The organism is Rhizobium sp. SG741 (genome assembly GCF_012275435.1).
GTDB classification, from domain to species: Bacteria; Pseudomonadota; Alphaproteobacteria; order Rhizobiales; family Rhizobiaceae; genus Rhizobium; species Rhizobium lusitanum.
Map to the genome: position 1 here is coordinate 689,591 of NZ_JAAZQP010000001.1, position 24,983 is coordinate 714,573.

A 24,983-nucleotide genomic window follows, 5' to 3' on the forward strand; every position below is an offset into this window, starting at 1 on the left:
CAGTTCTAATCCTGGCCCGCCGCTACAAGCGTATCTGCAGATCCGAGGCCACAGGCACTCTGGGCCTTCTGAAGCTCTGCATCGTGTTTTCGCCGAATCTCTGCTTCCATCTGTCGGTCTATTTCGTCCTCGATTTCCTGCTCAATTTGGGCACGCTGGTCTGGTGGCAACTTCGAGACCTCATCCTCCGTGAGATGATGCGCCTCCAGATACTTGGCCCGGATCAACTCTTCGGGCTTCATCGTAGAGATCCGCGAAAACGTATCCAGAACCGCCTCATGCGCTTTCTTCTCTTTCTCGGTTATCCAGGCGTTCGGATCGGGTTCACCCTCGTCCTTGATGGATGGGGACTCGACTTTCAGCAGGCCTTCCAGCGAGGCGCTAAAGGATGGTGGATCATTGTGATCTGGACTTTCCCCACTCTTCGAGGAAGTGTTCCACGCGACCGTTCCATAGGCTTGCTCGATCTTCATCCCAACCCTCCGTTGATGAAGCGATTCCCCATCGCCGAATACATCCATAGGATGCCAATCCGGGAGCCAGCAATGTCACAGAAGAGGGTGATTTCGGACATAACCGAAGGGCTAGAAAGGACCGAAAAGTGACATCGCGGGGTGTCGATTTTCGATCAGCTGATCCCGAAGCCATGCAGCTGTGCGCTCCGGGATCGACCGCGACCGCTCGTCAGGCCGCCGGCGGCGCGAAGGCCTTGGCGTGCTTCTCGATGAACTCCTTCACGCTCATCGGCTTCTTCCCAGTGACCCTCTCGACGTCGTCACTGTATCGGTCGTAGCGGTTGGCCTTGTGAAGTTCGGCCATCGTCGCCACGTGCGCTACGGTGTGCTGGGGAAGACCGAAGCTGGAGAACTTCTCTTTCCAGATGGCTTCAGGAACATCGGTGTAGGTGATCTCGCGTCCAAGCGCCTCCGAGAACTCCCTGGCAACGGCCTCCATGTCCTGGGACACGGGACCGGTCAGGTGGTAGATTTCACCGACGTGCTTGCCGGGATCGCTAAGGACTTCGGCAACGACCCGAGCAACATCGTAGGCAGCGATTGCTGAGTTCTTGCCCGCACCGAAGGGAGCCAGGATCTTGCCCGTGGCGCCGACTGTCCCCGCGTTCTGGAGATAGAGAGCCTCGAGGAACGCGGTCGGCCGGATGGTGACGACGGGAAGCCCAGACCACTCGAGGATCTGCTCCGCGAGCCAGTGGTGCTTCTGCTGCGGGCTGGTTGTCGTGTTGAAGATGTCCATCTCCTTCACGGTCATCTGCGACATGTTCACGAAGGCCTTTACGCCATGGTGCTTGGCGACGGCCGCGACGTTCGCGGTCGCTTCCAGATAGCTTGGCGATAGCGACATGCTGAAGTACATGTGCTCGCAGCCTTCGACGGCCCTGTGGACCGCGTCGAGATCGAGCAGGTCGCCCACGACGACTTCAGCGCCGAGGTCGCGAAGCTTTGCAGCGCGAGCGTCTTCAGTCCGGACGTGGGCGCGGACCTTGAAGCCACGGGCCAGAAGCAGTTCCGCAGCGGTTCTGCCGACGGAGCCGATGGAGCCAGCGGCTCCGGTGATCAGAATTGGGAGGTCGTAATCGGTCATTTCCTTGCGTCCTGTGCGATTGACGGGGAGTTATCATCAGCTTCAGACCTGAGACCACAGTGAGGTACCGAGAGCGCCCTCATGTCGCAATGTCGTAGAAGACGGCGATTTCGGACATGCGGGCTGACGCCTAGGCGACGCTCGACGACGCCCTTTCGAAATCTTCCACGAGGTCGTGTCCTCGATACCCGCAGAGAATCTCAGGATGCCTTCCGTGATCCCGAGTTCAGCCCGCGCGCCTTCCGACATGCTCCGGTGGGTGGTTGTCGCCGGATGCGTGATCAGGCTCCGGGAGTCGCCGAGGTTGTTCGAGATCTTCGTGACCTTGAGAGCGTCCTGAAGACGGGAGACTTGTCCGCAGTTAGGTAGCAACTGCCACCAGTCTCATGTGCCTCGGATTTGGGATTAAACCACCGCAACCTGGACTTTCTTGCCGATCCGAGGCTGTGACCCGCGGCACGAGACCATTGGTCGAGAGAATGGGCTGCGGTATAGTGCGCACCTTGAAGACTGCGGGAGGTCCTAATGGAGCGACGGTTGGCAGCAATCCTGGCAGCGGACGTCGTGGGCTACAGCAGGCGGATGGGCGAATCGGAAACGGCGACACTCAAGGCGTTGCGCGAATGTCGCGCTATCCTCGGCGATCTCGTCGTTGCCGAAAAAGGGCGGATCATCAACACGGCCGGAGATAGCGTCCTCGCCGAATTTCAAAGTGTCATCGGCGCCGTTCGCTGCGCGACCACCTTCCAGAGCCGCATGGATGATCGGAACTCATACTGCGAGCCGATAGACCGCCTCGAATTCCGCGTCGGCATCAATCAGGGCGAGCTCGTCGCAGACGACGCGGACGTCTACGGTGACGGGATCAACGTCGCCGTTCGTCTTGAAGGCATAGCTCCTCCGGGCGGCCTGGCGGTGTCCGCTAGGGTGTATGAAGACGTCTTGGGAAAGCTGGATGTAGAGTGGATCGACGGGGGCGAGCGCGATCTGAAAAATATCGTACGGCCCGTACACGTCTGGCTGAACGGGAATGCGCAACCCGTCCTTGCGAAGCACGCCTCACCAGCCCCTTCAGTCGCGGTCCTACCGTTCACGAACGTCGGCGGTGACGCCAGCGAAGATTTCTTTTGCGACGGGATCACCGAAAATATCATCTTCGGATTGTCGCGATTTCGGTCCCTGCTCGTGATCGCGCGCTCGTCGTCCTTCGCGTTCCGCGACAGCGGCGAACAGATATCGGCGATCGCTGCAAAGCTGGGCGTCAACTATCTGATTGAAGGAACCGTTCGGCGTTCCGACGACCGGATTCGGGTGACGGTGGAACTGACCCGGCCGTTGGAAGGAGTTTCGATCTGGGCGGACCGCTATGACAGAGTTCTGTCGGACGTCTTCGAAGTTCAGGACGAGATTTCTATGAGGATCGTCGGATCTCTCGTCGGACGAATAGAGGACGCCCAGACGAAGCTGACCTTCCGGAAGCCGCCCTCTAATCTCGTCGCCTTCGACCTCCACTTGCGCGGCCTATCGCGGTTTCGCGACTATGATGCAAAGGCCAACGAGGAGGCTATGGAGTTTTTCCGGTCAGCTATCGCGGCGGATCCTGGCTACGCGCTACCCTATTCCTTCTTGGCCCTGGCGATACTCGCCTCCCACGACTACAGCGGTGCGCCGAAAGAGATCAGAGCACAGGCTGTGGAATTGGCAAGGACGGGGGTCGGTCTTAGTCCGCAAGACGCGACGTGCCAGCGCCTCATGGGACACGTGCTCCTACAGGACAGGGACTACGATCTCGCCGAACACCACGCTCGCCGGGCGCTTGAACTTAATCCCCACGACGCCGATTGCGTGATCTCGATGGGATACCTGCTCGTCCAGCGTGGACGATCTGAAGAGGGGCTTGCCCACATGGAACAGGCGGTTCGGCTCAACCCCTTCCATCCGCCTTGGTATCACGCGCAGATCGCGGGTGCCTTCTACTCGTTGCGCCGTTACGAAGATTGTATTCGCTCAGGTCGGAAGCTGCCCGATCCACAGGCTGTTTGGTCGTTCAGGCTTGCGGCTGCCTACGCGCAGCTTCGGAGAACCAGAGAGGCCTCGCTCGAGGCGGCCAAGGTGCTCGAGCACGATCCGGCTTTCCGAGTGGACACCTTCCTCGAACGTACGATCCTGCTGGAGAAGGATGAAGACAGGAGGTCGCTTCGCGCGGGTTTGCTTCGCGCGGGTCTGCCGAACTAGGAACTGCATTGTCAGGCCGATCTCGGCCCGCTTCCTTTTCCATTCATCTGCTACCGGAACCATGCCCTGAACACATAGGATCGCGACGATCCTATGTGTTCAGGGGCCTCGGAGTCTGGTGGCAGTTGGTATCTAATTCCGGACTTGTCCTTCATCTCGATGCAGACGATCGACGGTCTACCGGTCATCTGCTCGGCCATGATCTCGGCCTGAGGATGGTCCGGTCGCCCTGGATAGATGACGATCTGCGTCTCGAATATTTCACGCTTGACAATACGTTGATATCATCCTATTTTCAAAGAATGACACAGGAACTGGACTTTCAAGCAAGATTGTTGGTCGACCGGAGCTGCTTCGGTCTGAACATCCACAGAGCGGGCAGGGCGGTCGCAAAGAAATTCGACGACGCCTTCCGAAACGCTGGGGTGAACCATTGGCAGTTCGCGCTGCTGATGACGGTCAACGTTCCGGGCGGCATGAGCGTGAGCGAACTGGCCCGATCGCTGGTCGTCGACAGGACGACGATCACGGCGAACGTCAAGCCGCTGGAAAGAATGGGACTGATCTCTATCAAGGTGGACGAGGACGACGCGCGTGCACGCCGTATCGAAATCACCAAGAGCGGGATTGCCGTACTGGAGGAAACTTATCCGCTCTGGCAGGCCGTCAATGCGGAGATCAGTTCCGCAGTGGCTTCCGACAAGGATGGCGTCCTTAATGCTTTGGCCATCATCACAGCAAGAAACGCGTGATTTTGCCGGACAATATACGTTGATATCAACTCATATGGAGACGGGTCGATGGCCCTCAAGAGGATCTACACATTCGATGAGGCGAAGGGGCTCAGCCTTCAGCGCGTGACGCCAACCGAAGTCATCCCTCACGACGAGGCATTGGCCCCGGTCGGACTCACGAACTGGCAGCTAGCGACCCTCTACGTCATCGAGCTCGAAGAGAGCGCGACCGACTCCGAGATCGGCTTCGCGCTCGTGATGGACCGTCCCACGGTCGCCGCGACACTCCGTCCGCTCGAGCAGCGGAAGGCAATAAGAAAGCTTCCGTCCCGAGGCGGACGCAGAGGCGCCGTTGCCCTCACTGAAGACGGGCGGGAACTGCTAGGGCAGGGACTGAAGATCTGGCGAACCATGCATTCGCGCAAGGTATCCAGGGGCGTCGAAGCGGGTGCCGCAACGCCGCAAACATCGGACAACATATCAGAAAACATTATCAAGATAGGTTGATATCAACCTAAATAGGAGAGACTTAAATGAAGAATGTGAAGCAGATCGGGGGAGGCAGCGTCTTGTCCTTCCTCAAGAAAGCGACCCTCGCATCGACGATCATGATGGCACTTCCTGCTTTCGCCGACGATGCGGGTGATCCGCGTCTGAAGGCGCCTGTGGTCAGGACAGCGCTTGCCAAGGAAGTCATCGCCGGGAAGCGCTCTTTCACCGGGATCGTAATGGCTCGCGTGGAGAGCAACCTCGGATTCCGGGTGAACGGCAAGATCGTCGAGCGCCTGGTCGACGTGGGCGAGACCGTCCAGAAGGGCCAGCCTCTGATGCGTCTTGACGACGTCGACCTCGGTCTCGCCTTGCGCGCAAAGGAAAACGCCGTCACCTCCGCCAAGGCAGCGCTTGCCCGCAGCGAAGCAGACGAAAAGCGCTTTGCCAGACTGCTGGCAGTCGGGGCCGCATCCAAGCAGCTCTATGATCAGGCCAAGCAAGCGTATGACACGGACGTGGCGCAGCTCGACGCCGCGGTAGCGGATGCAGACTTCGCCAAGAACGAGTCCTCGTATGCGGTCCTCGTCGCGGACTCCGATGGTGTCATCACCGAGACGCTCGCAGAACCGGGTCAGGTAGTTGCCGCGGGGCAGCCCGTGGCCAAGCTTGCCCATGGCGGCGAGCGAGAAGCCAGCGTCAACCTTCCCGAAACAGTGCGCCCGGCGATTGGGTCAACCGGAACCGCGACAATGTATGGCGAGGACGAGAATCCTATCGAAGTCCGCCTCCGCCAGCTCTCCAGCGCAGCCGATCCGGCCACGAGAACCTTCGAAGCCCGGTACGTGCTGCAGAATGCTGCCGACGTTCCATTGGGGTCGACCATCAAGGTCTCGATCGACCTCCAGACGAATGCTTCGGCCGAACCCGCGGTTGACGTGCCGATCGGCTCCGTCTTCGACCGCGGTTCCGGCACTGGCGTGTGGGTCGTGAAGACCGACAAAGTCGCCTTCGAACCTGTCAAGGTTCTGAAAATCGGCGAAGAGAACGCAGTAGTCACGGGTCTCGAGCGCGGTACCGTCGTGGTGGCCGTAGGTGTCAATCTTCTCAACGAAGGCATGTCGGTCCGCGTTGGCGACGAAAGGATTGCTTCGAAATGAGCGGCTTTAATCTCTCGGCTTTTGCCGTCAAGGAACGTGCCATCACGCTCTTCCTCATCATCGCCATCGCGATAGCAGGCGGTTTCGCCTTCCTGAAACTTGGTAGAGCGGAAGATCCGCTCTTCACCATCAAGCAGTTCACGGTCACGGCTGTATGGCCGGGTGCCACCGCAAAGGAAATGCAGCAGCTCGTCGCCGAACCTCTCGAAAAGCGGCTTCAGGAACTGCGCTACTACGACCGGGTCGAGACGATCGCTCGGCCGGGCGCCATCTACATGACTGTCAGCCTTCTCGACAGCATGCCGCCCTCCAGCGTCCCGGAAGAATTCTACCAGGCCCGCAAGAAGGTCGGCGACGAGTCCCTCAAGCTGCCAAGCGGCGTGATTGGACCCTATATCAACGACGAGTATTCGGACGTGAGCTTCGCCCTGTATGCTCTCAAGGCACAGGGAATGCCTGCCCGCGAGCTGGTCCGCCAGGCGGAAGACCTCCGTCAGGAGCTCCTGCACGTGCCGGGCGTCAAGAAGGTCAATATCCTCGGAGAGCAGGCCGAGAAGATCTTCGTCGAATTCTCCTACGCCCGCCTTGCTGGCCTCGGCATCAGCCCCCAAGCCGTTTTCCAGAGCCTCCAGCTTCAGAACAACGTCGCCCCCGCTGGTTCGATCGACACCAACGGCCCGCAGGTCTATCTCCGTGTCGATGGTGGCTATGATGATGTCCAGAAAATCAAGGACACTCCGATCGTCGTCGGCACCCGCAACATGAAGCTTTCCGACCTGGCCGTCGTTCGCCGCGGCTATGAGGATCCGGCAACCTACCGCATCCGTCATCAGGGCGAAGATGCCCTGATGCTCAGCGTCGTCATGCAGGACGGCTGGAACGGTCTCAACCTCGGTGCCGCCCTCGAGCAGAAGGCTTCGGAACTGACCTCATCGCTGCCCCTCGGTGTCAGCCTGCAGAAGGTCACCGACCAGGCTGTGAACATCTCCGAAGCCGTCGACGAGTTCATGCTGAAGTTCTTCGTCGCCCTCGGCGTGGTTCTTCTCGTGAGCCTGCTCAGCCTCGGCTGGAGAAGTGGCATCATCGTCGCCGCTGCAATCCCGCTCACGCTCGCAATCGTATTCCTCATCATGATGGGAACCGAGCGTGCGTTCGACCGCATCACTCTCGGTGCGCTGATCCTGTCTCTCGGACTGCTTGTCGACGACGCCATCATCGCGATCGAAATCATGGTCGTGAAGATGGAGGAAGGCATGGATCGCATTCATGCTGCCGCCTATGCGTGGAGCCATACGGCTGCCCCGATGCTGTCGGGAACGCTTGTCACGATCATCGGCCTGATGCCTGTGGGCTTCGCGAAGTCCAGCTCGGGCGAATACGCCGGGAACATCTTCTGGATCGTCGGTTTCGCGCTGATGGCTTCGTGGTTCGTCGCCGTCGCATTCACTCCCTACCTGGGCGTCAAGCTTCTGCCGACCATCAAGCCAGTCGAAGGTGGTCATGAAGCGATCTACAACACCCCGAACTACCGTCGGCTGCGCGCCATCGTAAAGTGGGCCGTCCGTCGCAAGTTTCTGGTCGCATCCGTCGTCTTCGTCATGTTCGTCGCCGCCGGCGCTGGCATGACCGTCGTCAAGAAGCAGTTTTTCCCGGCATCCGACCGTCCAGAGTTGCTTCTCGAAGTGCAGATGCCTGAAGGCACCAGCATCGAGGCGACGGAACGCGCCGTGAAGAAGGTCGAGGACTATGTTCGCACGCAACCCGAAGCCGAGATCGTCACGTCGTATGTCGGGCAGGGCGCTCCACGCTTCTTCTTCTCCTACGCGCCTGAACTTCCCGATCCGTCCTTCGCAAAGATCGTCGTCTTGACGCCTGACGCGAAGGCTCGCGAAGCTCTGAAGATCCGCCTCCGCGAAAAGGTGGCCGACGGTCTCGCTCCGGAAGGTCGTGTCCGCGTCACCCAGCTCGTATTCGGCCCGTACTCGCAATTCCCCGTGGCATACCGCGTCATGGGTCCCGACGAAGCCAAGGTCCGCGACATTGCTGACCAGGTTCTCGAAGTCATGCGCGCCAACCCGCATACCCGCACCGTCAACCGTGACTGGGGTGAACGCGTCGCTTCCGTGAAGTTCGTGTTCGACCAGGAACGCCTCAAGCTCATCGGTCTCTCTCCGGTACAGGCCGCCCAACAGTTGCAGTTCCTCCTGACTGGTGTGAACGTCACCTCGGTCCGCGAAGACATCCGCAACGTGGCCGTGGTCGCTCGCAGCGATGGCGAGGAACGCCTCGATCCCGCCCGTCTCGGCGACTTTACTCTGGTCGCGCCTGATGGGAAAACCATCCCGCTCGATCAGATCGGCAAGATGGAAGTGACGACGGAGGACCCGATCCTGAAGCGCCGCGACCGCACTCCGACCATCACTGTCCGAAGCGATGTGCAGGAAGGTGTCCAGCCTCCAGACGTGGCGGCCGAGATTACGAAGTCGCTGCAGCCGCTGATGCAGTCGCTTCCGGCTGGCTACAAGATCCAGGTCGGTGCGGACGTCGAGGAATCCCTGAAGGCCAACGTGGCGCTCGCCAAGGTCTTCCCGATCATGATCGTGCTGACGATGCTTGTCATCATGCTCCAGGTCCGGTCGTTCTCGGCAATGTTCATGGTGCTGCTGACGGCTCCCCTGGGTCTGCTCGGCGCCGTTCCGACCCTGATTATCTTCCACCAGCCCTTCGGCTTCACGGCAATCCTTGCCCTGATCGGCCTCTCGGGGATCCTGATGCGCAACACGCTCATCCTGATGGAACAGATCAAGACAAACATGCATGAAGGCCTCGACACCTACCACGCTGTCGTCGAAGCCACCGTACAGCGTGCCCGCCCGGTCATCCTGACCGCGCTGGCTGCAGTCCTGGCGTTCATTCCGCTGACCTTCTCGGTCTTCTGGGGTGCGCTGGCCTACACGCTGATCGGCGGCACCGCGGTCGGCACGGTCATCATCCTGCTATTCCTTCCGGCACTCTATGCCATCTGGTACCGGGTCCGTACCCCCAGTACGGAACCGGAGGTGAACCAGAATGTCGAAGTCGAGAATCGGAAGGAAGTGGTGGTTCAGGACGCTGCCTGAACCTGCTCCGGCGGTGCGGATCCTCGCTTTCTCTCTCCTTGGCGAGGTCCGCGCCGCCGAAAATCCATCCATTCGTATAGCTGGCAATTCGCCACAGCGAGCACACACTGCGGTGCTCAAAACGGAGACTGAAAAAAATGGACCTGCTGCTCGCCTATACAATTTTCCACGTCCTCGTCAGCTTGGTAGAGATCGTCGCAGGGATCGCGATGGTCGCGGCATTTATCAACCGCCGCCCGGCCGATGGATGGACGAAGCTCTTCCTCGCAACTGCCGCCATCACGCTATTCGGAGGATTTCTCTTCCCGTTCCATGGCGTGACCCCGGCTATCGTCATCGGCATCCTGAACGTCGTCATTCTTCTCGTGACCGTGTTCGCCTGGAAGAGAGCATCGACGGCTCGCCTCTGGAACGCCACCTTCGTCATCGGCGCGCTGGCTCTGCTGTACTTCAACTGTCTCGTGCTGATCGTCCAGTCGTTCCAGAAGGTGCCCGGTCTTCACGATCTTGCTCCTGTTGGCAACGAGCCCGCCGTTCTCGTGTCCCAGACTGTGCTGTTCATCGCCGCGCTCGTCGTTGGGTATCTGAGCTTCAAGGGTACGCGCCGGATAGCATGAAACGTGGCTCCTCTCGGAGACATCCAATGACCTCAGTACGAACACAATGGAGGGCGGTCGATCTTGGGCCGCCCTGTCGCTGTCCGATCGCTGCGGAGCTGGGTCTCGAAAGCTTCGAGGACGTGAAGAGGTTCGGCCGACAGGCTGCGACGACTCACAGTTCGAGTTCCAACAATACGCCACGTGCCCGCGTTACCAAGAATCGTCTGAAAGCTCCGACAACGTTCTCCCGGCTGGCAAGGAAAATCGCTCGCATCCTCGCGGGTTCGTGAGATGGATTTCGGAATTCCAATCAATATGGTAACGCGAATACCTCGTAAAGAGCGTGAAGCCAGTGAGGCTCAACGTCTCAGACTTGGGCTCCTCAGCGACTCGCTCGGGGAATGAGCGAAGAAGTTCTCTGGAATCCTCTCGCTCGACAGTCTCGGTTCGCAAGACCTGCCCGAGTTCCTAGCAGCGGGGCTCGCTCCTCGTCCGAAGAAAGGACTGTTCAGCGAGGCACTTTTGCAGCGACTTGCAGCGGAGGACGAGCGGCTCAGCAATCTGCTGGATGGTGGTTGGCGGCAATACTTCGAGAAGCGCGTGGACGATGCAGCCAAATCGCATTGGTCAAACTACATCGTGCCTACCGCAAGCAGGTCTCGAGGCGATTGCAGCGGCACACCTCGAAGCTCTCGACAATGCACTGGCTAAATTGAGAATTTGAGGCAACTAGGTAACGTCCGGATAAGCTGACGCCAGGCAGACCTGCTCCGCCTATTGCGCCAAAAGCAGTCATCGGGCGCCTACCCAGTCACTTTGCGCTTAACAGCGACGGCCTCTATCAAAACGGCTCGTCCTTCATCAAGATTGCGAGCGAGGTTTGCTGTCGCGATCTTGAACTCCGGTCCCATGGCAAGATCGAGCCCGACAGGCAGGGCAGGTTGAGCGGCCTGTTGCTTGTGCAAGGCCTGAAACCAGGCGAGGGCGGCATCCGTTCGATCTTTCCAAGAGATTATCTCAAGCCCCGCGTTTGCCAGATGGGACTTCATCTCGTCCTGTGTGAGCAGACAGCTTCCCTCCGAGGTCTTGGACCACGGAACCGGATAGACGAGGGGGCCTCCGCCTCCTGCAAGAACATCGTACACGGCGAGGCGACCGCTAGGTCGCAGGATGCGGCTCGCCTCCGAATAGAACTCGGCCCGATCGGCGATGTTCATGGCAACGTGCTGGGTCCAAGCAATGTCGAACTCTTCGTCATCGAAGGGAAGGGCGAGGGCGTCACCCTTCTGGTACGCGACCATTTCGTCGAGGCCCGCGCGTCCGGCCAGATATGTCGCTGTGGAGACGAAGCTCTCACTCAAGTCGATCCCAGCGACGACGCATCCGTACGTTGCCGCCAGATACCTCGACGGGCCGCCCAGACCGGACCCGATATCAAGCACGCGTTCGTTGGCGCGAGGGGAAAGAGCCTTCGCGAGCTCGACCGTCGCCAGCAGCCCCCGCGAATGAAACTGATCCAGCGGAGCCAATTGCTCGATCGTCAATTTCCCGTCGCCCAGACCCGCGTCCGAAAGCGCCGCCTGAAGGCGGTCCATCAGAGCGTCGCTCCTGTAGTGTTCTTCAACCTTTCGCTTCTCGACCATCTGCATCCCTCCCTGGACAACCATCAAGCCGTGCCGACCCTTCTGGATCTTGTGGCATCAGATTTAAAGGGAAAGCCTCCGGCGACGAACTATCCGCATGTATAGGTTACAGACCTCGCGGGAATTGGTCTCAAATTCAACTCCCGCGAATAGGAACGGACCGATGATGAGCCACGAAGTCGAGCGCTTTAAAATTCTTATATTCGGCCGCGGCAAAACCGTAAAAGAGATTGGCGATGGAGCAGGCGCGAGCAGGCAAGTCAATCGCTGTCGTCGAGGCCGGAATGATCGGCGGCTCGTGCATTGAACATGTTGTTTGCAGGTGTGACGTAAGCGTCGCGACAGCTCATTGCTTCACGTCGCCGTAATTCCCCATGGTCGCATCGTCCTTCGAAAGGAAGTGCATGATATCGGTGCCGCTCGCGTCGAAGCCGATGTTCCAATTTCCGCACGTCGCCATGCGGTCGATGCCTTTGATCTTGCTCGCCGCAGTGTCGTCGTAAGTGGCATAGACTTGGACGTCAGTCGTGCTCCGCATCTCGAAGATCGTCCCTAAAGCACTTGTCGGCCCTTCCTTGGCGATTGCAGCTTTGACTTGCGAGGGTACTTCGACACCTCCGCCGCAGCCGACGCTGAATGGATTGCCATCGGTAGGCGGCTCATCCGCGCAAGTCGACTTCGTCCGCTTTAGTCTATTGTCGTCCACATCGATCATCGGCCCTGTGCAAGGCCGAAACGTAGCCTTGCCGCCGGACCGCGCCACGACGAACCCGTAAATTCCAGTCGATCCCTGCAGTTCGTACGGTCCATCGACGATCATGAGCTTCCGGATGTCGATCTTCGCTTCGACGGGTTGCTTTTCCTGCGCGCGGGCGGGACCGATGCAGCTCAGGAGCAGCAGCGCGGCCGCACCGAGTTCAAGTCTTGCAGCTTGCCATGCTTCCATCGTTATTTCTCCTTCTCTCGGCCGAATAGGCGATCGTCCCGTCATTCCGCACGGCAAACAGCACAGCATGCCAGCAAGGCAGGACATCGTTTCGGCACAGCAGGTACATTGTCGAGGTCGTGCCGAGGATCTGGCGCAAGCGGCGAGTATCCCTGCATCGCGCGTATTCCTCATAACTTGGATCAGTCTTTTCTGGGGGCTTTACAACGGCATTGGTGATCGACTTCTGCCCGAGCCACACCAAACTGGCCATCTCGCTGGCAGCCGCATCCGCTGAATACCTGACGACAAAAAGCAACCCGACCAGAGCCGCAAGCATCAGAACGAGCCCCGCTCGCCTGGCGGGTTTCGCAAATGGCCGAACAAACACCGACAAAAGGTACAAGACCGCGAGAATAGCAATCGTGAGGAGGACGGGCCAGGAATTGAGTGGAACGAAGGCGTAGACCAAGACGGTCGCTAACGAAACGTCGACCTGCGTCGCGTCGATGTCGAATTTACCGAGATACGCGGAAAGGTACGCCCAGCCGCTGAAGTAAACGAAGGCCAGCGGGGTGGCGGCCGCAGCAGCCTCAACGATCGCCGTCCTTGTCCCCGTCAAATTCGCCCCCAAAGCGTGTATTCGATGGGATCCGAGAATGCCTCAAACTTGGGAATTTTCAAGCGATGGGAGAATGATCCCCGGTTGTGACGCTGCTTTAGTTGGCAGCCTTCTTCAGCGCCTTCTCGATCTCTTCATCCAGTATCTTACCGACCTCAAGAACATCGGCGTTGTCGAACTGACCGAACTGGGCGGAGGGCAGATCGTATTCGAACGTCGATCCCCCGTCCTCGTTCTCGTAGAGCACGATGCGCAATGGCGCATAAAGCCCGGTCGCCAGAACATTGCTAGTCATTTTGGAAGCCGTGAGCGGATTGCCGATTTCGTACTGAAAGCAGTTCCGACGGTAGTCGATCATCTGGTCGGTGCTTCCGTGATCGCGCTTCACGAAAATCAACAGTGGGGCGCCTGCTTCCAGCTCCTTCCTCACGTTCGCTGCATCGCCGTTCTCGAGGCGCTCCCATATGCCATCATCGACCTGTGGCACTGAAGCCTCTAGGGCGGTGGCCGTCTCGGCGAACGGCTTAGAGGTGGTGATCGTGACGTGTTCGATCTCCACGACGACCCGAGTCAAATTCACGTTGCTCACATTGCCCTCCCTTCTCTTCCATCAAGTCTCCAACGATGCGGCAACAATGCCGAAGTCTGCACCCATACATCCGTATAGGTCGCTAGCGTGGTCCTCAGGCCGTACTCAATTGGCATCGGCGGGAAAACTCTGGAGCCTACGATGGACCACGACAATGGCAGGATGCCTCATGACACTACATCAAGTGGGACCTTGGCTTCGTTCGAAGCCCTCGTGTTACGGAAGCCTGGCGACGCCATAGAGTCACGGGTCGAAACCTTGTCCGAAGTAGACCTTCTGGAAGGCGACGTCTTGGTGAAGGTCGCGTTTTCGGACCTCGGTTACAAGGATGGGCTCGCTATCACAGGATCTGGTCACCGCCAGCTCGTGAGTACGTTTCCTTTCGTTCCGGGCGTTGACCTTGCGGGTACTGTTGAGAAATCTTCTGCTCCGGCTTTTCAGCCTGGCGACCAGGTCATCCTCACTGGGTGGGGCGTCGGTGAGCGTCATTGGGGCGGCTATGCCCAGAAGGCCAGGGTCCGCTCCGAGTGGCTCGTCCGGCTCCCGGGCGGTATGAGCCTTCGGCAGTCGATGATCTATGGCAGCGCTGGCTTGTCCGCGATGCTGTGCGTCAACGCTTTGGAGCGCTACGGTATCTCAAAGGAAAGGTCGGTACTCGTCACCGGCGCGAGCGGAGGCGTCGGAAGCATTGCCGTCGCACTCCTTCACCGACTTGGGTACCGGGTGACGGCATCGACATCCCGCCCCAACGATGCCGAATACCTGGTCAGTCTGGGAGCCGACGAAATCGTCGACGCAAACGATTTCAAGACAGCGCCGGATAAACCCTTGCTGCCCGAACGCTGGGCGGGCGCCATCGATAACGTAGGTGGCACCACGCTGGCCCATGTCCTCGCGTCCATAAGCTATGGCGGCGCCATTGCATCTCTGGGCCTGGTGGGAGGCAGCACTCTCGAAACCACCGTGCTGCCGTTCATCAAGCGCGGCGTAGCCGTCCTCGGCGTCGATTCCGAAATCTGCCCGACCGAACTTCGGAACGCTGCGTGGAGCAGATTGGTCGAGGTCCTTCCCGATGGGGTTCCGGAAGTGGCCGTCCACGAGGTCGGCTTGCAGGACCTTTCCGACCGGGCGCGCGCGATACTGAGGGGCGAGACCAAAGGCAGGACGATCGTCGTCCTCTGGCGATAATCCTTAACGTCAATCCAACATGGAGGGCTCAACACGGCTCGAATACTGCCAGGCAAGGCGGCGCTCGTCACCGGAGGCTCCCGAGGTATCGGTGCGGCATCCGCGCTAGCGCTGGCTGAACTGGGAGCAGACCTCGTCATAACATACGCGGGGAACAGAGACGCAGCCGAACGAACAGTTGCCGCGCTCGTCGAAAAGGGTGTCCGCGCGTGTGCAGTCAAGGCTGACCAAAGCGATACCGATGAGATCACGAATGCTGTCGGACAGGCTCACGAAAAGCTGGGAGCGCTGGACATCCTAGTAGCGAATGCGGGCGTCTTCGCATCGGCGACAGTCGATGCGGAAGATGTCGCGGCACTTGACCGGATGCGCGTCGTCAATGTGGAAGGCGTGATCGCCACTATACGCGCGGCATCCAAGTTGATGCGCGACGACGGCCGCATCATCGCGATGTCATCCTCAGCAGCCACGCGGGTAGGCGGTTCCGGCGTCGCTGACTACGCCTCAAGCAAGGCTGCAGTTGAGGGGTACATCAAAGGTGTAGCGCGAGATCTTGCGGCTCGACGGATCACGGTCAACGCATTGGGCATCGGTCCAGTAGAGACCGACATGAACCCCAATTCCGGCCCGGCTGCGGAACGACGGGCGTCCGGTACCGCTCTTGGGCGCTATGCGCAACCTCACGAGATCGCTGCCGTTGTCGCATTCGTCGCATCGCCCCAGGCAAGCTACATCACTGGCGCAGTGATCCCCGTGGATGGCGGAGCCGGAGCGTAGGTGAAGAAGCAGGCTGGCGGCGGCGATGCCGCCAACCCCGATTGATCAGTTGACCAATACGGCATCCATGGTGATGTTCGCATTTAGCAGCTTGGAGACCGGGCAATTTTCCTTGGCTGCGGTCGCGAGCTTCTGAAAGAGCTCGTCGGTTGCTCCGGGTATCTTTGCCTCCACCGTCAGATGAGCCGACGTGATCGCAAATCCTTCGCCGACGCTTTCGATGGCCACCGCAGAGTTGGTCTTGATGCTGGTGGCTGTGAGCTCCGCTTGGCCGAGCACCATTGAGAACGCCATCGAGAAGCAGCTCGCATGCGCTGCGCCGACCAGTTCCTCGGGATTGCTGCCCTTGAGGTCGCCAAAACGAGATGCAAAGCCGTACGGATAGGCACTCAGTGCGCCGCTCTCGGTGGAGATGGCTCCCTTACCGTCCTTCATGCCGCCTGCCCATTCGGCGGAACCCTTGCGAACAATTTTCATCTGATTTCCTTTCGTTGGTGAGCCGTGGTCGGCCGTAGTCAAGCTGTTTGGCTGCTAGTGGCAGGGAAAGCCGAGCAGGTGGCGTCCGTCGTGAACGAATTCATGCACGTACATGCTGTCGAAGACGGCGGTAGCGCCTTCCTCGGTGCCGACGAAGTAGATGGCGAGCATGAAGAGCAAGCCGCCGAAGATGGCCCAAGGGATCAGCTCGCGGATCGGTACAGGGGCGGGCAGGGTGCCTGCGACTGGTATGGCGATAGCTTCCGTCATGATGTCGTCTCCTATGCCGTACTGGTTTCGGGGGCTTGAACGCTAGCCGTGCTGACTGCGATCGGGCCGCGTACTCGCGAATGATGGTGAGTGTGCCGGGGAGCGCAGGTGGCGTTCGCCAAAGCGATAGGTTCGCCATGTGGCGTGTTCAGATATGCTTGGCGCCAAACGGCCGCGCGCTCGGTCATATCGCCCTCGGTCAGGACGCCCAGCGAGATCAGATGGCGGTCGATCGCTGATACCCACTGTCTGTAGTAGGCCTGATCGGCAGTTTCGTCGGGTGCCGCAGGGGAGCGCGCGATCTCATCGCTGAAAACCTCGACCCATTCGTCCCAGGCAAAGAGCCCGGTTTCATTCAGACGCACCACCATGGCAAACGCCTGGGCGTGCGAGGGGTGCTCGAACGGCTTGCCACCGTTTGGAGTCGGGAGCCGTTTGTAGTCGGTCATCATGAGGCGGCTCCTTCGATCGGTTCGAGGTATTCTTCCCAAAGTCCGAGCCGGAGCGTGTTCAGAGGATCCGCGTTCGGTCCCCAGAGCTCCTGGGCGGTAAAGCTGACACTGTAGACGTGCTGCGGAGACGGAATGTCGCCGTGGGCCATCGTGTCCGGAAGGGTGAAGACACCGAGATCTGCCGCGATCACACCTTCGCGGCCACGGGCATACCGAACCAGTCTCGTGTGGCCGAGCGGCTGGATCGTCTTCGTCCGGATACGTTGACCGATCGCGAACGCTGGTTCGATTGGCAGATCGACCTTGGTGGGTGTGCCGCGGCTGAGGGCGAACGGCACGATGTCGGCTGTGAGAACGGGCAGGGTCATGCGTGCGCTTCCTTCACCTTGGCCAGTGCTGCTTTCAGCTCTTCGGCCGTAATCGCTCCCTTCTCCTGGAGCAGCGTCTCGGTGGCATGCAGCCAGTGTTCGTAGTAGCTCACGGTCATGTATTCGACCGGATGCATGCGCTCCATCGCGTGCCGGAATTCGTCAGTGTTGAAATGGCCGACGCCGTTCACGGAAACGAGCATCGCGAACACGCGACCCTCCCACTCGTTGAAGAACACGGGCTCTTCGGGAGTGTGAACGATTGGGCCAAGGCCGTGCATGCCGCCCATGTCATGGACACCGTTCATCGTTGCCTCCTAGCAATGGTTCCATTCGGCATCTTTGGGAAAGCCCACGCCGATCATCGAATCCCTAGTGACGAGCTCGGCGAGATGGTTTTCGCCCCAGCCGTCAGTGCCTGCAGGGCGTTCGGGAAGCACGAGATAGCGCGTCTCGGCTGTGCTGTCCCAGACCCGGATTTCCTTGTGCGCCGGGATTTCGACACCCATTTCCTTGAGGACGCCGCGCGGATCGATGACAGCTCGGGAGCGATACGGAGCGGATTTGTACCAGGACGGCGGGAGACCGAGCAGCGGCCAGGGGTAGCAGGAGCACAGCGTGCAGACGATCAGGTTATGGACAGTCTCCGTATTTTCCACCACCGCCATGTCCTCGCCCTGAAGTCCGGAGAAGCCGAGTTCGGCGATTGCCGCCGTGCTCTCGCTGGACAGAAGGCGCTTCTTGAACTCCGGATCTTCCCACGCCCTGGCGACGACCGCGGCGCCGTTACGTGGACCAATCCTGTTTTCATACGCGTCGACGATGGCATCGAGACCTGCAGGATCGACCAGCTTCTTTTCGACGAGAAGGGATTCGAGCGCCTTTACCCGAAGCTCAAGCTCGGACGGGGGTTCCGTGTGCTCGTGGTCGTGGTGATGGTCTGACATTCCGCCCTCCAATACTGCCGGACGCGTATTTGGCCCGGCCGTATCCGCGTTCGTTCCCGGGTATTCGTTTCGCGGGATTGTCTGCGCGGTTCAGCGGATCTGCCACCTATACGAATGTATGGTCACAGCGAGAAATAGCTGCCGTTATGCGCTCAACCGATCAGTCCGGACCGAAGCTTATGTGACCAACCCGATCGCTAGATAACCGGCGTCCAGCCATCTTCATGGATAGGTAGCGTCTTCGCATGCAGCGGCGTCCTAATGTGTCCATTGCATGCAGGGAGGTCAGACAGGATGCGTTGCCAGCTCCTCGACCAGGAAGTCCACGAAGGATCTAGCAGACAGGCGCGTCGCCCGTCCGGCCGGGAAATATGCGTGGACCGGTATGCTGGCCGTCTTCCAGTCCGGAAGCAACCTGACAAGACGTCCACGGTCGATCTCCTCACGGCATGCCCAGGAGGTCGTGGACGTTATGCCAAGACCATTTACCGCCGCCGTGAGAGCGCCCTCGGTGTCGTTGACCGAAAGATAGGGGTCGAGTTCGACCGGGACGATCACTCCGTCACGCTCGAATTTCCACGACGAAGCCTGCGTGGCGGCAGGACCCGCAAGGATTCGATGCGAGGTAAGATCGTTCGGATGCTCAGGGCTTCCATTGCGAGAAAGATAGGACGGCGCCGCCACTACGACCCTCTGCATGGTGCCCACCACACGAGCCGTGCCCGTCGCATCCGGCAACTCACCGACGCGGATCCCCACATCAACGGCCTCGCGGACCATGTCCTGCCAGGTATCGTCCAGAAGCAGCTCGATATGCAACTTGGGATGACGCTCCGCGAACGTGGAGAGACGAGGGATCACGACCCTGTTGCCCATCGTGGAAGGCATACCCACCCGCAGCCGACCTCGCAGTTCACCCGTTTCGCGGACGCTGTTCTCCGCGTCGTCAAGCGCCGCAAGGATTGGTTCCATGCGCGCGAGGAACTCGATCCCGGCATCCGTGGGCGCGACCGCTCTGGTGGTTCGCGCAAGCAGCCTGACGCCCAGAGAAGCCTCGAGATCGGCAACCATGCGCGAGACCTGGGACTGCACCATTCCACTTTCCCGCGCTGCCGCCGAGAAACTGCCAAGCCGCGCCACGCGAGTGTAGAGACGCAGGGTCTGTATGTCCTTCAATGCGATTTCCTTGCTTCGCCCGGAAGTGGCGTTTTCATGCGCCATCGACATAAGAGCGATCAAAACAAGCCGACGAATCCCGCAGACGATGTCGTTCTGGCGTCATTAATGCTGGATCGAGATAGATGTTAGCACAAATGGACGGCTACCGGATAGGGGGGGACGCGAGCATCTTTACTTCATCGGATCCTGAAGCGCCTCAGGAGGTAACAGGATTCGGAACAACATCAGCACCGAGCAACCGAACCCTCGATTCCGAAGGATCTCCAGTCATGTCCAAGAAAGTACTCATCACAGGCGCCGCAGGCGATACCGGTCGCGCGGCTGTAAAGGAATCTCTCGCAGTGGGCCTCGACGTCCGCGCGATGGTCCGCAAGATCGACGAGCGGTCCGACGCTCTCGCCAAACAGGGTGCCGAAGTCGTCGTTGGCGACCTGAACGACATCAACACGCTGGTTCTCGCTCTCGAAGGCGCCGAGGCGGCATATTTCGTCTGGCCCGTCGCGCCGGGACTGATCAACGCGACCGTCAATTTCGCCCAGGCGGCAAAGGAAGCAGGGATGAAGGCCGTCCTCAATCTCTCGCAGCGCTCCGCCGACCGCAACTCGACGAGCGACTCCTGCAGGGACACCTACATTTCCGAGCAGGTCTTCAACTGGTCGGGTATTCCGGTCATTCATTTGCGTCCGACCTACTTCCTCGAATGGCTCCTCTATCCGTGGCAGCTGCCGTTCGTCCAGCAGGGCGTCCTAAGGATGCCAGTCGGAAAGGGCCGCCATTCGCCGATCGCAGCGGCTGACCAGGCTCGCGCCATTGCAGTCCTGCTGAAAAATCCGGAAGGTCATATCGGCAAGACCATCCCGCTGTCAGGTCCTGTCGAAATGGATCACGAGCAGATGGCCGCAGAACTTTCCGAAGCTCTTGGTCGGAAGATCGTCTTCCAGGATCTGCCGATCGAGGAATACATCGCCTCGCTCAAGCAGATGGGCGTCCCCCAATATGTCCTGCAGCACTTCAGCGGCGCGATGCTCGACTACCAGCACGGTCATATGTCCGGTGCCGACAACAACATCGAGCTCATTACGGGAAAGCGCCCGATGACGGTCGGCGAATACGCAAAGCTCCACGCCGACGTCCTAAACGCGAAGCAATAGCAGATGTCACGCGGGCGGCCTACGCCGTTCCTTAGAAATACATCCAGAACCGCAGCCTGGTAGCCGGACTGCGCCGCCAATCCAATCCCGAGGAGAGAAAAATGACCTATTTTGTATCGCTGGCGACACGCAATGCCGAGTTCGCAGCCGAGAAATTCCAACCCGAACTTAAGATGCTTCCACACAAGCGAGCCGTCATCATCGGCTGTGTTGACCCCCGCGTCGATCCGGTCGAGATCTTCAAGCTCGAACAGGGCGAGGCAGCGGTCATCCGCAACGTCGGCGGCCGCGTTAACGAGGAGATCGTCGAAACCATCGATATCCTGGGAACGGTGGCGAAGGTCGCCGGAAAGGAAGTCGGCGAAGGCTGGAATCTCGTCGTCCTCCATCACACCGATTGCGGCATCAAGGGCTGCTACAAGCACGCACCCGACTTGATCGCCAAGTACATGCAGGTCCCGACCGAAAAGCTTGAAGATCTTGCTGTCATGGATCCCTACAAGGCGGTCGAGATCGACGTTAATGCGCTCAAGGAGGCATCCAAGGTACCTTCCGGCTTCACCGTTGCTGGTCTGGTCTACGACGTGGCAACGGGCAAGATCGAGACCGTCGTACCGCCTTCCAGGCTTCGGGACTGAGAGGCGCAGCGGATTTCGTCAAAGTCACCTGAGGGAGCGCCGCTGCGCAAGGGCGCCCTCAGCCATGTCTGGCCAGCTGCAACGGGCATCCGCAAGCTCCTTGGGATACATTTGGAGCAGCGCATAACGAACGAAAACGACAACGAGAACACGCAGACCACTACGCTCCATCTTTGCGAACTCGATCCAGAAACTCTCGTCTTCAGAGCGTGCCTCGAAACGCTTATTTGAGACGCCTCGGGGTTTCAAGTTTCGGCCACGGTCTGCTGCCCGCGACCCCATGGCATGATGACATGCTCGACGCCATCCCGAAAGATCTTCGCTCGGATGCGCGTTTCACAAGGCTTCTGAACAGGGCCGAGATGGCCGAAGCGGAAGCTCTTCGCAGTGAGGTCCGCCCACTCTCGGCCTACGGTAGCATTGTTCAGCGCGGCCGCGTCGGTCCTGGCGCCAGCGGCGTGCTCAAGGCCATCTCCGTTGATCTCAACACCCGCAGCCGTCCGCGGCACCACTAGGCTGAAAGCGCATCGGGGGTAGGGGCGAGACACTTCGCAGACCCGATGTCGTCGGCGTGCTCCGACCGCTCGAATCCAACGTACGCGAAGCGCGTCATCGTGCGGGTCAGCGATCCGCATTCTTCGGCCTCGTCGCGTGCGATCAGGATGCTGACGATCTCGGGCATGAAGTCGAGACCGCGAAGCACGTCGAAGGCAATCCGTGTCGCCAGCTTTTCCGTTCCGATATATGCGCCGATAACCGCGTTGTAGTGAAAATCAAGGAGAATGAGAGGCAGCAGGGCAGGATCGAGATCGGTAACCGAGCCTTCCACCGGATCCATCGACGAAGCCGCCGAGAAGACCTCGCCAGGCCCGCTGTATCCGTTGAACTGGTACCAGGCACCGCGCGCAATGTATTCGACACTCCACATCGCGCGTTCGCAACACACAGCGCCCCCAGAGAGTTCGGCGAGCTCCTGCACTGTTTCGTAATAGCTCGATCGGTAGCTTGCTGGTATCATCGGCTGCATCTCCGCAACGGCCCAAGAAGATCTACTTCAGATACCCCCAACAAGAGCCTAGGGTTCCCGAAGGCGCGCATTTTCGCGCCCGGAACCGAAGCCGGGTTCGTCCAACCATCGGAACTGTCGTGCTATGCGTCTGCGAGATCTGCGCGCGACTTTTGCGCCTTCGGTCTCATGCTGGCCAGATCGAAGATTTCATCCGACGATCTGGCATTCCGGCGAATTGTCTGAGGTGTCGTCCCGTAGATCTTCAGGAATGAACGCCGCATCCTCTCAGCATCCCCAAGTCCCGTCTGCTCCGCTATTCCCTCCATTGGCAATCTGCCGCCTTCCAGGAGAAGGCGCGCGGCCTCGACACGCAGGGCTTCGACCGCACGGGCAGGGGTCTGACCGATTTCCGCCTGGAACGCGCGATTGAACTGCCGGACACTCAAGCTAGCGGCTTCTGCAAGACGTTCGACCGAGAGATCGCCAGTCAGGTTCGACCTTGCGAAGACGAGCGCGCGCTGGATGCGATCGGTCTTTGGCTCCATATCGAGCATGGCTGAGAACTGCAGTTGGCCTCCGAGGCGGCGATGGTAGACGACCAGTAGCTTGGCGATCATCTTCGTCGCCTCGGCACCGATGTCGCTTTCCACTAGGGCAAGAGCGAGATCGATGCCGGAACTCATGCCAGCGGAACTCCAGATCGGGCCGTCGACGACGAAGATCTTGTCGCCTTCCATGCGGACGCCTGGATAGCGCTTCTCGAACTCTGGCACGTTGTACCAGTGAGTGGTCGCGCTACGGCCGTCGAGGAGGCCCGCATCAGCCAGAACGAACGCGCCTGCGCAGATCGATGCGATCCTTCTCGATGAAGCGCGTGCTTTGCCGAGAAAGGAAAGGAGTTTGGGGCTGGTTGGCTCGATCTCGGTGCCGCCTCCGACGAGGAGGGTGTCGAACTCGGGATCGTCGAACGGCTTTGTATCGATTGCCACTCCGAACGACGACTTGACGAGACCACCGGACTCGGACAGCACCTCGAGTTCATAGAACGGCTGCTCCATGACGCGGTTGGCGAACTCGAAGACCGGGAGGGCGGCGAGGCTCATCATCTGGAAGTTCGGACTGACAATGAAGCCAACGCGTTTCATGAGCGACCTCTGGGCTTTCGAAAGCTGATCTCGGAACATAGCGCGGTGCGGAAGGAAAGGGAGCCCATACGTCCGTATGGTTTCGGTCGCAGGGCGAAAGAAATCGCGATTTGACGTAAGTCGCGCCGACAGCGATCCTCTTTGTACGAAATGGAGACGACTGCCATGCCGATCGACACCAGGATTTGAGCCCACTTGTGGGCTCTGGGCGCACCCAGAATGTCGGCCACGATTGGCCAAAGCTTCAGTCGACGTCGCGAGGTGATCGTCGCTAATCGCCGATCGGGTTCCAGACTAGCGCGATGAAGCACGACATCAGAAACACAGGCAGCACGGGCACCAAGCTGAGAACAAACCGGAGGCCCAAGAGTGCTGATCGGGCACCCGCTACCTCTCCGTCCTCAGTCAGAAGATCAACGAACGCCATGACTGACATGTTCGTCCACGTTCCCGTTTCGATGAAGTCCAAGATTTCAGACAGAAACACCCCGGCCGACAGAAGCAGAAAGGTTCCGAGGATAAGCTGCGAGGGTAGCACTTCGTTTCATCATCGACACAGCCCGTGTACTTCTCGAAAAGGGCCTGGACGGGCGGCTCGCGATTCACCGTTCGCGGAGCGGTCAACAAGACTCTGTAGGGCCTAGTCGGGCGTCAGCTCGCCGTCCGGATCGACTTCGCTTCGTTCGCTACCTCGGTAGAAATTTGAAAGTTTCGTCGTGGTGTCGAACGCGGCTGGATCCCGATAAGACCCGAACTTGAAATATTGGCGCAGGTGCGGAGTGTCCTTCTTGAAACCAATCCGGCCCCTTGTCTTCCCTATAAGGATACCGTCGGCCCAGACTTCGATGAGCGCCGACCCTTCTGCTGTCAGTCTCAGGTGATAGACCATCGTGGTCCACTTGCCGAAAGGATCGGGGAGGCGCCCGTATTGCTCAGGCACGATCCCGACCGCACACCCTTTATCGACGGCGACCACCGGACCATCAGTCACAGCATGCGACATCAGCGTTGCAACGTTCTTGGGCGGCGGCGGCTCCTTGTCGCCATGGGCCCAGCCCGCAGGCTTTGAGGCGATGGAGTCTTGATCCGCGACGAGCACCCGGCAGAGATTGTCGTCGTCGCTGTGACCCGGCGCCAAATTGTCCTGTTCGACCGTGACCGAAAAATTCCCGCCGTTGAACCGCTGTGCCAACAAGGGTGAGTTCCGAGCCGATCCTTCTTCCTTCCACTGACCGATCACAAAGCGGCCAGTGGTCGGGGTGATGCTTTTGTCGATGAACATGTCGAAGCGATACCAGACATCGCTGCCGAGCTTCATCCAGGTGTCGCTGGCTTCCCACAACTCGGAGCGTTCATCACCGTCCGCCTTGTAGTCCTTCGTATCCTCGTCGATGCAGCCGGTGTGCTTCTCATGAAGGGCCTCGATCTTCGGCAAGGGGCTCACGACGGAAGTCATTGCCGTGCGACCCTCGCTCTTGTCGCCGAAAGAAAATTGGTTCTCAGGGCGCTTGCAGACAAACCAATACTTTCCGGGAGACTTGCTCGAAAAATCATCCTTGATCGCGGCTGTGGAGATTTCCGGAGCTACCGTGATGCAGCTCGAAATCACGGCGATCGGCAAGAATAGGCCTAGCCATTTTGGCATGGGACACCACGTCCCGGAGC

At 59.5% G+C, this 24,983-nt stretch carries 27 protein-coding genes and 1 pseudogene; 11 read left to right on the plus strand and 17 right to left on the minus strand.

Annotated features, from left to right (window positions below; translation table 11 throughout):
* Positions 1–5: 5 nt before the first annotated feature.
* From FHT29_RS03530 to FHT29_RS03540, 3 genes and pseudogenes are all read right to left on the minus strand, one after another.
* Positions 6–473, minus strand: a complete 468-nt coding sequence (locus FHT29_RS03530; protein WP_168599146.1) for a hypothetical protein — start codon at positions 471–473, stop codon at positions 6–8.
* A 211-nt stretch (positions 474–684) separates the two neighbouring features.
* On the minus strand, positions 685–1,602 hold the full coding sequence (locus FHT29_RS03535; RefSeq protein WP_168599147.1) for an NAD(P)H-binding protein: 918 nt from the start codon (positions 1,600–1,602) through the stop codon (positions 685–687).
* Positions 1,603–1,732: 130 nt separating this feature from the next.
* Positions 1,733–1,944 (minus strand): annotated as a pseudogene (locus FHT29_RS03540) (PLP-dependent transferase); the annotation flags it as partial.
* Between the two features lie 183 nt (positions 1,945–2,127).
* Between FHT29_RS03540 and FHT29_RS03545 the strand changes: the two are divergent.
* The 6 genes from FHT29_RS03545 to FHT29_RS03570 all read left to right on the plus strand — a co-directional run bounded on the left by FHT29_RS03545 (position 2,128) and on the right by FHT29_RS03570 (position 9,956).
* Complete coding sequence (locus FHT29_RS03545; RefSeq protein WP_168599148.1) at positions 2,128–3,837, plus strand: tetratricopeptide repeat protein; 1,710 nt, start codon at positions 2,128–2,130, stop codon at positions 3,835–3,837.
* Between the two features lie 302 nt (positions 3,838–4,139).
* Positions 4,140–4,589: a MarR family transcriptional regulator gene (locus FHT29_RS34895; RefSeq protein ID WP_281408358.1), complete on the plus strand. Its 450-nt coding sequence runs from the start codon at positions 4,140–4,142 to the stop codon at positions 4,587–4,589.
* Between the two features lie 48 nt (positions 4,590–4,637).
* Complete coding sequence (locus tag FHT29_RS03555) at positions 4,638–5,078, plus strand: hypothetical protein (RefSeq protein WP_168599150.1); 441 nt, start codon at positions 4,638–4,640, stop codon at positions 5,076–5,078.
* Between the two features lie 26 nt (positions 5,079–5,104).
* Positions 5,105–6,220 (plus strand): efflux RND transporter periplasmic adaptor subunit, encoded by a 1,116-nt coding sequence (locus FHT29_RS03560; RefSeq protein ID WP_168599151.1) that lies wholly within the window; start codon positions 5,105–5,107, stop codon positions 6,218–6,220.
* On the plus strand, positions 6,217–9,339 hold the full coding sequence (locus tag FHT29_RS03565; RefSeq protein ID WP_168599152.1) for an efflux RND transporter permease subunit: 3,123 nt from the start codon (positions 6,217–6,219) through the stop codon (positions 9,337–9,339). The genes FHT29_RS03560 and FHT29_RS03565 overlap by 4 nt, the downstream gene beginning before the upstream one ends.
* A gap of 137 nt (positions 9,340–9,476) precedes the next feature.
* Entirely contained in the window at positions 9,477–9,956 is a 480-nt protein-coding gene (locus tag FHT29_RS03570) for a hypothetical protein (RefSeq protein WP_081928497.1), read from the plus strand.
* A 785-nt stretch (positions 9,957–10,741) separates the two neighbouring features.
* On the opposite strand, the gene FHT29_RS03575 is transcribed toward FHT29_RS03570, so the two are convergent.
* The 4 genes from FHT29_RS03575 to FHT29_RS03590 all read right to left on the minus strand — a co-directional run bounded on the left by FHT29_RS03575 (position 10,742) and on the right by FHT29_RS03590 (position 13,717).
* Positions 10,742–11,587, minus strand: a complete 846-nt coding sequence (locus FHT29_RS03575) for a methyltransferase domain-containing protein (protein WP_210255359.1) — start codon at positions 11,585–11,587, stop codon at positions 10,742–10,744.
* Between the two features lie 340 nt (positions 11,588–11,927).
* The gene (locus tag FHT29_RS03580; RefSeq protein ID WP_168599153.1) at positions 11,928–12,527 is read right to left on the minus strand and encodes a hypothetical protein; all 600 of its coding nucleotides are present in this window, start codon (positions 12,525–12,527) and stop codon (positions 11,928–11,930) included.
* On the minus strand, positions 12,499–13,128 hold the full coding sequence (locus FHT29_RS03585) for a hypothetical protein (protein WP_132526905.1): 630 nt from the start codon (positions 13,126–13,128) through the stop codon (positions 12,499–12,501). Before FHT29_RS03585 ends, FHT29_RS03580 begins: the two co-directional genes overlap by 29 nt.
* Before the next feature lie 97 nt (positions 13,129–13,225).
* Positions 13,226–13,717, minus strand: coding sequence for a DUF302 domain-containing protein (locus tag FHT29_RS03590; RefSeq protein WP_168599154.1), 492 nt, complete (start codon positions 13,715–13,717; stop codon positions 13,226–13,228).
* 141 nt (positions 13,718–13,858) lie between these two features.
* On the opposite strand from FHT29_RS03590, the gene FHT29_RS03595 reads away from it, so the two are divergent.
* Both FHT29_RS03595 and FHT29_RS03600 read left to right on the plus strand, forming a co-directional pair.
* The gene (locus FHT29_RS03595; RefSeq protein ID WP_246702977.1) at positions 13,859–14,905 is read left to right on the plus strand and encodes an acryloyl-CoA reductase; all 1,047 of its coding nucleotides are present in this window, start codon (positions 13,859–13,861) and stop codon (positions 14,903–14,905) included.
* A 45-nt stretch (positions 14,906–14,950) separates the two neighbouring features.
* Positions 14,951–15,682 carry an SDR family oxidoreductase gene (locus FHT29_RS03600; RefSeq protein ID WP_210255380.1) on the plus strand — a complete coding sequence of 244 codons (732 nt, stop codon included), beginning with the start codon at positions 14,951–14,953 and terminating at the stop codon, positions 15,680–15,682.
* Positions 15,683–15,727: 45 nt separating this feature from the next.
* Here the strand turns inward: FHT29_RS03600 and FHT29_RS03605 are convergent, their stop codons facing one another.
* The 7 genes from FHT29_RS03605 to FHT29_RS03630 form a co-directional block, all read right to left on the minus strand.
* A complete protein-coding gene (locus FHT29_RS03605; protein WP_168599155.1) occupies positions 15,728–16,159 on the minus strand; it encodes an OsmC family protein in 432 nt (143 codons plus the stop codon).
* A 54-nt stretch (positions 16,160–16,213) separates the two neighbouring features.
* Positions 16,214–16,429, minus strand: coding sequence for a CbtB-domain containing protein (locus tag FHT29_RS03610; RefSeq protein ID WP_168599156.1), 216 nt, complete (start codon positions 16,427–16,429; stop codon positions 16,214–16,216).
* A gap of 11 nt (positions 16,430–16,440) precedes the next feature.
* Positions 16,441–16,881: a nitrile hydratase accessory protein gene (locus FHT29_RS03615; RefSeq protein WP_168599157.1), complete on the minus strand. Its 441-nt coding sequence runs from the start codon at positions 16,879–16,881 to the stop codon at positions 16,441–16,443.
* Positions 16,878–17,249 carry an SH3-like domain-containing protein gene (locus FHT29_RS34900; protein ID WP_210255360.1) on the minus strand — a complete coding sequence of 124 codons (372 nt, stop codon included), beginning with the start codon at positions 17,247–17,249 and terminating at the stop codon, positions 16,878–16,880. Before FHT29_RS34900 ends, FHT29_RS03615 begins: the two co-directional genes overlap by 4 nt.
* The gene (locus FHT29_RS34905) at positions 17,246–17,557 is read right to left on the minus strand and encodes an SH3-like domain-containing protein (RefSeq protein WP_210255361.1); all 312 of its coding nucleotides are present in this window, start codon (positions 17,555–17,557) and stop codon (positions 17,246–17,248) included. Before FHT29_RS34905 ends, FHT29_RS34900 begins: the two co-directional genes overlap by 4 nt.
* A gap of 9 nt (positions 17,558–17,566) precedes the next feature.
* Positions 17,567–18,196 (minus strand): nitrile hydratase subunit alpha, encoded by a 630-nt coding sequence (gene nthA, locus FHT29_RS03625; RefSeq protein ID WP_168599158.1) that lies wholly within the window; start codon positions 18,194–18,196, stop codon positions 17,567–17,569.
* 285 nt (positions 18,197–18,481) lie between these two features.
* The gene (locus FHT29_RS03630; protein ID WP_168599159.1) at positions 18,482–19,372 is read right to left on the minus strand and encodes a LysR family transcriptional regulator; all 891 of its coding nucleotides are present in this window, start codon (positions 19,370–19,372) and stop codon (positions 18,482–18,484) included.
* 272 nt (positions 19,373–19,644) lie between these two features.
* On the opposite strand from FHT29_RS03630, the gene FHT29_RS03635 reads away from it, so the two are divergent.
* From FHT29_RS03635 to FHT29_RS03645, 3 genes are all read left to right on the plus strand, one after another.
* A complete protein-coding gene (locus FHT29_RS03635; protein WP_168599160.1) occupies positions 19,645–20,526 on the plus strand; it encodes an NmrA family NAD(P)-binding protein in 882 nt (293 codons plus the stop codon).
* A 101-nt stretch (positions 20,527–20,627) separates the two neighbouring features.
* On the plus strand, positions 20,628–21,164 hold the full coding sequence (locus tag FHT29_RS03640) for a carbonic anhydrase (RefSeq protein WP_168599161.1): 537 nt from the start codon (positions 20,628–20,630) through the stop codon (positions 21,162–21,164).
* A gap of 227 nt (positions 21,165–21,391) precedes the next feature.
* Positions 21,392–21,679, plus strand: a complete 288-nt coding sequence (locus tag FHT29_RS03645) for a hypothetical protein (RefSeq protein WP_168599162.1) — start codon at positions 21,392–21,394, stop codon at positions 21,677–21,679.
* On the opposite strand, the gene FHT29_RS03650 is transcribed toward FHT29_RS03645, so the two are convergent.
* The 3 genes from FHT29_RS03650 to FHT29_RS03660 all read right to left on the minus strand — a co-directional run bounded on the left by FHT29_RS03650 (position 21,676) and on the right by FHT29_RS03660 (position 24,939).
* On the minus strand, positions 21,676–22,182 hold the full coding sequence (locus FHT29_RS03650) for a hypothetical protein (protein WP_168599163.1): 507 nt from the start codon (positions 22,180–22,182) through the stop codon (positions 21,676–21,678). The genes FHT29_RS03645 and FHT29_RS03650 overlap by 4 nt on opposite strands.
* Before the next feature lie 131 nt (positions 22,183–22,313).
* Positions 22,314–23,318, minus strand: coding sequence for a GlxA family transcriptional regulator (locus FHT29_RS03655; protein ID WP_168599164.1), 1,005 nt, complete (start codon positions 23,316–23,318; stop codon positions 22,314–22,316).
* A 640-nt stretch (positions 23,319–23,958) separates the two neighbouring features.
* On the minus strand, positions 23,959–24,939 hold the full coding sequence (locus FHT29_RS03660) for a heparin lyase I family protein (protein ID WP_246702978.1): 981 nt from the start codon (positions 24,937–24,939) through the stop codon (positions 23,959–23,961).
* Between the last annotated feature and the right edge of the window lie 44 nt (positions 24,940–24,983).